Here is an 8,975-nt window from a genome sequence, read left to right on the forward strand (position 1 = left end):
TCCCCCGCCGACCCCGCGCCCAGCCCGTTGACCACGTTGAGCACGCCGGGCGGCAGCCCGGCCCGGGCCGCGATGTCCGCCAGCGCGGCGGCCGACCCCGGCGTCAGCTCGGACGGCTTGATCACGACCGTGTTGCCCGCCACCAGCGCCGCCCCGGTCTTCCAGGTGGTCAGCAGGAACGGCAGGTTCCACGGGACGATCACCGCCACCACTCCGAGCGGGCGGCGGATGGTGTAGCTCAGCGTGCCGGGCAGATGGTAGGCGTTGTCCGGGCGCTGGGCGGCTATGTCGGCGAACACCCGGAAGTTGGCCGCGCCGCGCGGGATGTCCAGCGTGCGGGCCTGCACGGCGTCCTTGCCGGTGTCGGCGACCTCGGCGGCCACCAGGTCGTCGAACCGCGCCTCCATGCCGTCCGCGAGCCGCCGCAGCCACGCCGCGCGCTCGGCCACCGGCAGCGCGGCCCAGCCCGGCTGCGCGCGTCTGGCGGCCGTCACGGCCCGGTCCACGGTCTCCCGGCCGGCCTCGTGGATCCGGCCGATCTCGGCGCCGGTCACCGGGTCGTGGTTGGCGAAGGTCGCGCCCTCCGCGATCCACTCGCCGCCGATGAAATGACCGTTCTGGTATGACATCGCCGCCTCCTCACTCCCTTCGCATCGTCTCTCCCGACGGCCGCGGACGCCAGCGCGTGAGCTGTTGGCGATCTATGTGTCGCGTGACATCCTGGGTGATCGTGACGACACGTACGGAACAGGTGACGGTATCCGACGGGGCCTTCGACATGCCGGTGTGGCTGCCGGCGTCCGGACGCGGGCCGGGGATTCTGCTGATCCAGGAGGTCTGGGGGGTCGGTCCCTACATCAGGAAGGTCGGCGAGGACCTCGCCGCGCTCGGCTACGTGGTGGGCGCGCCCGAGCTGTTCTGGCGGCTGCACGAGCACTGGGAGGGCGCCCACGACGACGCGGGCCTGGCGGCCTCGCTCGACCTGGCCTCCCGCTTCGACTTCGAGCGCGGCGTGGACGACAGCGCCACCGCCCTCGCGCACCTGCGCGGCCTGCCGGAGGTCGCCGGGCGTACCGGGGCGTTCGGGATCTGCCTGGGCGGGTCGATCGGCTACATGCTCGGCGCGCGGGGCCTGCCCGACGCCGTGGTGGCCTTCTACGGGTCGGCCATTCCCGACGCCACGGATCTGATGGAATCGGTGCGAGCGCCGCTGCTGTGCGTGTTCGGCGGCTCGGACCCGTACATCCCCAGGGACAAGGTGGCCAGGGTCGAGGAGGCGGTCATCGGGCGGCCCGGAGTCGAGGTACGCGTCTACGAGAAGGCCGGGCACGCCTTCCACAACCATCTGGCCCCGCGCTTCCACGACCCGGAGCACGCGCCGCTCGCCTGGGACGCCGCCACGACCTTCCTTTCTCGCCACCTTCCTGTAACCTGACATTTCATTCCCGCAGGTCAGCTCAGGCGCCCGTGGTGTCTCTCTTTACGCGATTGCCACCCGCCGGTGATGGGCACGATCATTACCGGCCAGGACCGTTCCACGGTTACGGACCGAGAAAACCCCCGCAAATCACCACATAGGCACGATTCACTCAAAATCAACTCGGGACCAACCTGCGTATCTGTGCGATCGTGGACAAGACGGGGCAAGTTCTCTGGAGACGCCAAAGCAGTTGGTGACAGAGGGTGATCAAACGTGTCGGAATCCCCGGTGTCCAACGAGCCCCCGATCTATCGGCGCATCGCCGACGGGCTCCGCGCCGCGATCTTGTCCGGTGAACTGCGGGACGGGGACCGGTTGCCGGGTGAGAACGCGCTGATGGCGGAGTACGGCATCGCCCGTGCGACCGCCAGGCAGGCGCTCTCCGTGCTCATCAACGAGGGTCTGGCCGTGCCCAAGCGCGGGTCCGGGGTCTATGTGCGCCGGTTCAAGCCGATCAGGCGGCACGGCTCCCGCCGGCTGGCACGCGACCAGTGGGGCCGGGGACAGGCGATCTGGGACTCCGACACGCGTGGCCGGCCGTACACGGTCGACGGGCTGCGCGTCGCCAGGGAGCCCGCGCCCGACGACGTGGCCGCGATCCTGGCCGCCTCGGAGATCTGGGTGCGCAGGCGGCGCTACTCGGTGGACGAGCGGCCGGTACAGCTCGCGACCTCCTACTTCCCCGCCGACCTGGTGGAGGGCACGCCCATCACCCTCCCCGACACCGGCCCCGGCGGCGTCTACGCCAGGCTCGGCGACCTCGGCCAGGCCCCCGCGCACTTCACCGAGGAGGTCCAGGCGCGGATGCCGCAGCCGGAGGAGGTGACCGCGCTGGAACTGCCCGCGGGCACGCCGGTGGTGGTCGTCCGCCGCACCGCCTACACGGCGGGAGGGACCGCGGTGGAGGTCAACATCATGACCTTAGACGCCGCGTCTTATGTACTTCAGTACGACTTCGATGCCTAAGTCAAGGCAAAACGTCAAGCGGCTACGTTGACCTGACCCCTACGATCATTGATTTCTCTAGAGATGTGGCGCACCTTCGTAAGTGCAAGGTCGCAAACCGGGCCCTGGGGAAAGGGTGGACAGATGTCCTTGGACCGGCATCTCGCAGAAATCGCCCGGGAGTACCCCGACTGGACCATCTGGCGCAGCGACGCGGGCCGGTGGTGGGCCACCCGCCACCAGCCGCTCTCCCTGCCGGAGCGCGAGGCCGGCCTCGCCATGACCATCGACGCCGACACCCCTGAGGAGCTGCGCGAACAGCTCATCGACCAGCGAGAGCGAGCCGACTCCCTGGGGCCGGACCCCTAGCCTGCCCCGTGGAACGCACCGGATCGAGGGGGGCGCTCCACGGGGTCCATGCCGCCCGGTGCCGGAGTCTGCGTCACGCGGCTCCGGCGCCGGGCACCACAAGCGCGGAAGCCTCTGGACCCTATCGGGGGTGGGGGTTTCCGCTCCGGTCCGGCCGCGCCGACGAAGCCGCGGCCCGGACCACGCGGTATCCACGCAGTATCAGCACCATCCGAAAGTGCGCGGCGAGCCCACATCACCCACTGCACCATCGCCCGCGCACCCTGAGCGGGACGACGGCCGCCGGTCAGCCGCGGTCGTGCCGGGAACGGGCGTACGCGTCGTCAGGTATCCCGTCGGCCTCGACGGCATCGTGCGCACCGGGCTCCGGCGCTCCGGGGCGGCCGGTCTCCGCGTCGTCGTCCCGCTCCACCTCGCCCGCCGGGCGGGGGGCCTCGTCATCGTCATCGTCCACGACCACGCGGACGACCTCGGCGTCGAAGCCGGGGGCGGGCTCCAGCGCGTCCTGGGACTCGGCGAGCTTGCGGACATCCTGGGTCATGTCGGGCGTGACCTCAGGCGTGACCTCAGGCGTGATCTCGGGGGCGGCCTCAGGTGCGATCTCAGGTGCGGGGAACTGCGGTATCGGCGAAGGCGGGAGTACCTGCGCCTCGTTCACCAGCGGCCCGGCCGCGTTCTCCTGGTGCAGCAGGTCGCCGAGCACCGCGCCGATCTCGGTGAGCCTGCGCACCACCTCGCCGTGGGTGTCGGTCAGGTAGGCGACCCTGCGCCCGGTCTGCTCGTCGAGCGTGGCGGCGCGGTGCTGGGCCGCGGCCAGCGCGGCCTGAGCGTTGGCGCGGGCGGCTTCGAGGGTGGCCTCCGCCTCGGCCCTGGCGGAGTTGAGCGTGGCCTCGGCCTCGGCGCGGGCCGACCCGATGGTCTGCTCCGACTCCTGCCTGGCCGAGGTGAGCAGCCGCTCGGACTCGGCCTGCGCCGCGCGCACGGTCTGGTCGGCCTCCGCCCTGGCGGTGGACACGGCCTCCTCGGCCTGTGCCTGCGACTGGGCGAGCATCTGCTCGGAGGAGGCGGTGGCCTCGCCGACCCGGCGCTCGGCCTCGGCCTGCGCCGCCGAGAGGATGCTCTCGGACTGCTCGCGCGCGGTGACGACCAGCCGCTCGGACTCGGTGGCGGCCTCCTCACGCACCCTGGACGCCTCGGCCTCGGCGTCCTGCTTCTTTGCCGCGGCCTCCTCCTCGCCCAGTTTGAGGATCTGCGCGAGCCGGGGGCTGAGGTCTTCGTAGCTCTGCGGCCCCTCGACCATCCGCCTGCGGGCCTCCGCCAGCTCGATGCGGCCCTGCTCCGCCTGCTCGATCGCCCGCGCCAGCCGCTCCTCCAGATCGCGGATCTGGTTCCGTGTACGGACCATGTAGTCGTGGACCTGGCGGCGGCTGTAGCCGCGCATGACGACCTCGAAGGAGTCGTCCTGCATCAGGTCCGGAATGCTTTCGTGCTGGTTTGTCATGGCATTGCCCTGGGGGTCTACGAGATGAGGAAGGACGACGGCTCAGGCCGATGGTACGGCGGGCTGGACGGCCAGGGCGTCAGGAAACGACTTTCCTGCCTGCGGGCCGAGTCCGCAACCCGAACGCTCCACCTGCTGCGGAAATATCGACTTACTACCATGAATCCATGAATGATCTCCCCTTCATCGCGGCCCTCCCCCCCGACGCGACTCCTGACATCCACCCAGAAGCGTATGTCGCTCCGGGAGCCGTCGTGGTCGGCAGGGTGCGGCTCGGCCGCGCGGCCAACGTCTGGTACGGCTCCGTGCTGCGCGGTGACGACGAGCGGATCGAGGTGGCGGAGGAGTGCAACATCCAGGACCTTTGCTGTCTGCACTCCGATCCTGGGGAGCCCGCCGTGCTGGAGCCGCGGGTGAGCCTCGGGCACCGGGCCATGGTCCACGGGGCGTACGTGGAGACGGGCGCGCTGATCGGGATCGGCGCGATCGTGCTCGGCGGGGCCCGGGTGGGCGCGGGCACGCTGGTCGCGGCCGGGGCGGTGGTCCCGCCGGGCCGTACCGTACCGGGCGGTGTGCTGGTGGCCGGGACACCGGCCAAGGTGATCCGCGAGCTGACCGACGCCGACCGGGCCTCGTTCGCCAAGACGCCCGAGGGGTACATGGCCAGGGCCGAGCTGCACCGCGCAGCGCGGCGCGTATGATCGACGCCCCGCGAGGCGTCTAACATGGCCGCCGTGCGACAGTGGGATGGATTCTCGACCATCGAGGGCGATGTGCGCGCCATGGTCGACGATCCGCGCTGGCCGGGGTTGCCGGCGCAGGCCAAGGCACAGGCCGTCGCCGCGCGCATGCTGGTCACCGCGGACGGCGGGAGATGGCTGTTCGGCACGCACGCGCGGTGGTACCGCCAAGACCCGGTCGACGGGCGCTGGCACCTGTCCGCGCCCCCGCTGGACCAGGCGCTGCGCTCCTCGGCCCATGTGGTGCGGCACACCTCCCCGCTGGCCGCGGACCTGGTGCCGCTCGGGCCCGACTTCTCCTACGAGGAGGGTTCCACGCAGGGCTTCATCGGCCCCGACGTGCCCGCCGACATCGTGGAGAAGGTCCGTGTGCTCGTCCTGTCCCGCAGGGCCAGGCACGAGGACTTCCCGCTGACCACCGAACCGCTCAGCCGGCTCTTCGCCGGTGACGTCGCCAGCACCGTCGCCGCGGTGTGGGGCACGCTGATGTGGACGGCCTACGCCCCGGCGTTCGACGGCAACGAGGTGCTGCTGTCGATGTTCGGCGAGTTCCTGGGGCGCGCGCTGCCGGGCGACGAGTTCGTCCGGTGGGTGAGCAGGGTCTCCCTGCTCGACCTGGCCGGCCTGTACGCCGAGCGGATCAGGGCCGGGGAGCCCAAGGCCGGGCTGCGGCTCGCGGCGGTGATGGCCAACACCGCCGACGCCGTGTTCGCCGACGACCGCTTCCGGCCGCGCGCCGCGGCGCTGCTCGCCATGCTCCAGCCCGCGCTGCGCCGCCGCGACCTCGACCACGCCGCCGCCCACCAGGGCGACGAGGCCGTACGTCAGGCGTGGCTGGACCGCTGCCCCCCGCTGCTGACCCGCGCGGTGGTCGGCGATACCTCGCCCGGCGAATACTTCAGGCACTCGATGTACGACCTCGTGCAGGCACTCGGCTACATCGCCAAGCGGCGGCACGATCCGCGGGTCACCGCGGCGGCGCTGCTGGCCGCCGACCTCGCCGCGCTGTCCCCCAAGTCGGCCGCCAGGGTCTACCCGTGGCTGGACCCGGAGATGCGGCACGTCGTCCACACCGTGCTCGCCGACCCCCGGCACACGCTGCGCGACCAATGGCCGGACGACGGCGAGCTGCCGCCCTCGCTGCACCCCCCGGACATCGGCAGCGCGGCGGCCCTGCTCGGCACCGCCTACGCCACGGGCCTCGCCTGGTGCGACCTGGCCGGCGTGGAGTCCCCGGCGAGCGGGTTCGCGACGGCCGCGGCGACGGCCCGCCGACTCACGCATCACCTGATCTTCGCCAATGAATCCGGCTTAAACCAATAAGGGGGTAATTTCCGCCTTACCTTCCCTATACCCTCCCAATACCTTCCGGCGCGAAGTTTCATCGAATTGTGATCTCCGAACCGGAAATGATCCATACCTGGATCGGGACCAGCCGGAAGGAATGGTCCCGATGGGCCATGTCGCCGAAAGGCCCCCAGTCGTAACCTCGTGATGGGTGTGGGCTGCGGAAGGAAGGACGACGCGGTGGGGCACGACGACATGGACCTGCGGGTCCACGACCGTGTCGCGTTGGACGAAATCGCGCTCTACGCCGAGGTGCTCACCGCCGTCGCCATCACGGAGCGACGGCTGACCTTGGAAGAGCTCGACAACGCGCTCGGATTGCGGGCTCCGGCGAGCCACTGACGAGTCACTGAGACCATCACATCTGCCTAGTCCCGGCCTTGTCCAGGGCCGGGACTACGTATTTTTCGGGCCGGTGTACGGACTAGCTCGCGCCGCGGGACGGACTAGTCCCGTTTTCCATGATCTGGGCGGTGATGTGAGCTGTTTTCATGACCTGGGCTCACGACTTGAGGAGGCGGGCCGTCGCTCACGCTTCAGGAGGCGGGCCATCGTTCACGACTTGACGAGGCGGGCTATCGCCGCGGACGCCTCCTTGACCTTCTGCGACGCCTCAGGGCCGCCGTTGCTGATCGCGTCCGCCACACAGTGGCCGATGTGGTCTTCGAGCAGGCCCAGGGCGACCGCCTGGAGTGCGCGGGTGGCCGCGGAGACCTGGGTGAGCACATCGATGCAGTAGGAGTCTTCCTCGACCATCCGCTGCAGGCCCCGGATCTGCCCCTCGATGCGCCGGAGCCGGGTGAGATACGCCTGCTTGTCCGCGCTGTACCCATGCATGTACCCAAACTACCGGTAAGCGGTATCACCGCAGGGTAGCGAACAGCTCCTCCCACCGCTCCGCCACCGCGGGAGCGGCGTACCCGGCGGCGCTCGCCAGCGCGCCCGCGCCGAGCGCCCGGCGCCGCCGTTCGTCGTCGATCAGCGAGAGCAGCGCCGCCGCGAACGCCTCCACGTCGCCCTCGTCCTCCGGCACCAGCAGCCCGTTGCGGCCCGGCGTGACGAACTGCCCCGGGCCGCGCGGCCCATCGAACCCCACCACCGGCACCCCGCACCCCAGCGCCTCGATCACCGTCATGCCGAGCGCCTCGGCCTGCGAGGTGACCGCCACGATGGACGCCTTGGCGAACTCCCCGGTGAGGTCGGGCGTGGTGCCCATGAAATAGACGTGGTTGTGCAGGCCCAGGGTGGCGACCAGGGCGCGCAGCCGCTTCTCCTCCGAGCCGCCGCCGTACAGGCGCAGCCGCCAGTCGGGCCGCTTGTCGGCCACCACGGCGAACGCGCGCAGCAGCCGGTCATAGCCCTTGACCGGCACCCAGCGCCCGCCCGCGGCCACGATTCGGTTGTCCATCCGCGAACGCGGCCAGGGGGCCGCGGGCAGCGCGTCGGGCACCAGCCGTACGGCGGGGCTGGGGCCTGCGCCTCCGTCGAGTAGCCGCGTCCACTCCTCGGTGGCGGTCTCGGTGGCCGTCACCACGCCGTCCAGCCGCGGATAGAACCGTTTGATCGGAGCCGGGCTCGGCGGCCTGACCCACTCCCTGGCCAGCTTCAGCACCTCGCGCGGGGCGTGCCTGGCGGCCTGTACGCCGAGCGCCGGCCTGGTGGTGATCAGTACGTCCGCACGCAGCACGCGCAACCTGCGCCACAGCGCGACCTCGGCGCGCATCTCACCGCGCGGGAGCAGGTGGCGCACGCCCGGCCGTACGTCGACCAGCCAGCGCAGCTCCACCCGCGAATCGACCGGAAAGAACGGCCTCTCCCGGTGCCGTTTGACGCTGAGGATCTCCACCTCGTGGCGCTCGGCCAGCTCGGCCGCGAGGTTGACGACGGACCGCACGTCACCGCGCATCCCGTACGCCGAGGGCAGCACCACGCAGATCCTCAAACGCCGACCTCCAGGCGCAGCTCGTCGTCGGCGGTGAAGGCGGGCCGGACGGGCACGCCGTCCACGGTGGCGGCCGGGTAGTGCAGGCGGCGGCGTTTGCCGTCCACGTCGTCCAGCATCGCGCCGAGGCGCAGCGGGCCGGGCACGCCCTCCACCTCTAAGGAGGGCTCCCATCGGCCCGTGGCGGCGCTGGTCGCCTCGACGACGTCGCACAGCGACAGTGCGGCGTGGAACCGGACGCCCTGCACGGTCGCCGCGGCGGTGAGCACCGCATCGGGCGTGCCCTGGTGCAGCGCGAGGCGGGCCTCGTGGCGCGAGTCGTCGTCGGAAAGACCGGTGTAGGCCAGCAGCCCGGTCACCTCGAACCGCCCCTCCCGGAACCACACCGCCCGCACCTCCGCCACCGGCCGCACCTCGGAGATCTTCAGCGCCAGATTGCCGTTGAGCGTGCGGTAGGCCCGGTAGGCGATGGTCCGCCTGGCCAGCGCGTAGGCATCGAGGTGATCGAGGGAGAAGCCGGGATCGATGCTCTTGAGCCGTACCCGCTGCGCACCCCGCCCGAGGTAGGCGTCCCACCTGCCGGGTTCGAGCCGCAACGCGGCCAGCGACACGGCCAGCGCCGCGTCCCGCACCTCCGGCCCCCACTCCCCG

At 71.2% G+C, this 8,975-nt stretch carries 11 protein-coding genes; 6 read left to right on the forward strand and 5 right to left on the reverse strand.

Annotated features, from left to right (window positions below):
- On the reverse strand, window positions 1–629 hold a 629-nt coding region (locus tag C1I98_RS30140), incomplete at its 3' end, for an aldehyde dehydrogenase family protein (RefSeq protein ID WP_146607712.1).
- A 101-nt stretch (window positions 630–730) separates the two neighbouring features.
- Here C1I98_RS30140 and C1I98_RS30145 point away from each other — a divergent pair.
- The 3 genes from C1I98_RS30145 (at window position 731) to C1I98_RS30155 (ending at window position 2,794) form a co-directional block, all read left to right on the forward strand.
- Window positions 731–1,435 carry a dienelactone hydrolase family protein gene (locus tag C1I98_RS30145; RefSeq protein ID WP_111170785.1) on the forward strand — a complete coding sequence of 235 codons (705 nt, stop codon included), beginning with the start codon at window positions 731–733 and terminating at the stop codon, window positions 1,433–1,435.
- Between the two features lie 258 nt (window positions 1,436–1,693).
- Complete coding sequence (locus tag C1I98_RS30150) at window positions 1,694–2,446, forward strand: GntR family transcriptional regulator (protein ID WP_111170777.1); 753 nt, start codon at window positions 1,694–1,696, stop codon at window positions 2,444–2,446.
- 123 nt (window positions 2,447–2,569) lie between these two features.
- The gene (locus C1I98_RS30155; RefSeq protein WP_111170778.1) at window positions 2,570–2,794 is read left to right on the forward strand and encodes a hypothetical protein; all 225 of its coding nucleotides are present in this window, start codon (window positions 2,570–2,572) and stop codon (window positions 2,792–2,794) included.
- Between the two features lie 286 nt (window positions 2,795–3,080).
- On the opposite strand, the gene C1I98_RS30160 is transcribed toward C1I98_RS30155, so the two are convergent.
- Window positions 3,081–4,295, reverse strand: coding sequence for a hypothetical protein (locus tag C1I98_RS30160; protein WP_146607713.1), 1,215 nt, complete (start codon window positions 4,293–4,295; stop codon window positions 3,081–3,083).
- Between the two features lie 167 nt (window positions 4,296–4,462).
- On the opposite strand from C1I98_RS30160, the gene C1I98_RS30165 reads away from it, so the two are divergent.
- From C1I98_RS30165 to C1I98_RS30175, 3 genes are all read left to right on the forward strand, one after another.
- Window positions 4,463–4,996: a gamma carbonic anhydrase family protein gene (locus C1I98_RS30165; RefSeq protein ID WP_111170780.1), complete on the forward strand. Its 534-nt coding sequence runs from the start codon at window positions 4,463–4,465 to the stop codon at window positions 4,994–4,996.
- Between the two features lie 24 nt (window positions 4,997–5,020).
- Window positions 5,021–6,358: a hypothetical protein gene (locus C1I98_RS30170; RefSeq protein ID WP_111170781.1), complete on the forward strand. Its 1,338-nt coding sequence runs from the start codon at window positions 5,021–5,023 to the stop codon at window positions 6,356–6,358.
- Window positions 6,359–6,535: 177 nt separating this feature from the next.
- Window positions 6,536–6,724 carry a hypothetical protein gene (locus C1I98_RS30175; RefSeq protein WP_146607715.1) on the forward strand — a complete coding sequence of 63 codons (189 nt, stop codon included), beginning with the start codon at window positions 6,536–6,538 and terminating at the stop codon, window positions 6,722–6,724.
- A 213-nt stretch (window positions 6,725–6,937) separates the two neighbouring features.
- On the opposite strand, the gene C1I98_RS30180 is transcribed toward C1I98_RS30175, so the two are convergent.
- The 3 genes from C1I98_RS30180 to C1I98_RS30190 all read right to left on the reverse strand — a co-directional run.
- Window positions 6,938–7,219: a metal-sensitive transcriptional regulator gene (locus C1I98_RS30180; protein WP_111170783.1), complete on the reverse strand. Its 282-nt coding sequence runs from the start codon at window positions 7,217–7,219 to the stop codon at window positions 6,938–6,940.
- Window positions 7,220–7,244: 25 nt separating this feature from the next.
- Complete coding sequence (locus tag C1I98_RS30185; RefSeq protein ID WP_111170784.1) at window positions 7,245–8,324, reverse strand: glycosyltransferase; 1,080 nt, start codon at window positions 8,322–8,324, stop codon at window positions 7,245–7,247.
- Window positions 8,321–8,975 (reverse strand): hypothetical protein (locus tag C1I98_RS30190; protein WP_111170786.1); only part of this gene is annotated, 655 nt, incomplete at its 5' end. The genes C1I98_RS30190 and C1I98_RS30185, both read right to left, overlap by 4 nt.

This window comes from Spongiactinospora gelatinilytica, assembly GCF_003236385.1.
GTDB lineage: Bacteria > Actinomycetota > Actinomycetes > Streptosporangiales > Streptosporangiaceae > Spongiactinospora > Spongiactinospora gelatinilytica.

Bases quoted from the DNA above. Each gene is read 5' to 3' on its own strand.
- C1I98_RS30155 (WP_111170778.1), top strand. From the start codon at position 2,570: ATGTCCTTGGACCGGCATCTCGCAGAAATCGCCCGGGAGTACCCCGAC.
- C1I98_RS30160 (WP_146607713.1), bottom strand. From the start codon at position 4,295: ATGACAAACCAGCACGAAAGCATTCCGGACCTGATGCAGGACGACTCC.
- C1I98_RS30165 (WP_111170780.1), top strand. From the start codon at position 4,463: ATGAATGATCTCCCCTTCATCGCGGCCCTCCCCCCCGACGCGACTCCT.
- C1I98_RS30170 (WP_111170781.1), top strand. From the start codon at position 5,021: ATGGCCGCCGTGCGACAGTGGGATGGATTCTCGACCATCGAGGGCGAT.
- C1I98_RS30180 (WP_111170783.1), bottom strand. From the start codon at position 7,219: ATGCATGGGTACAGCGCGGACAAGCAGGCGTATCTCACCCGGCTCCGG.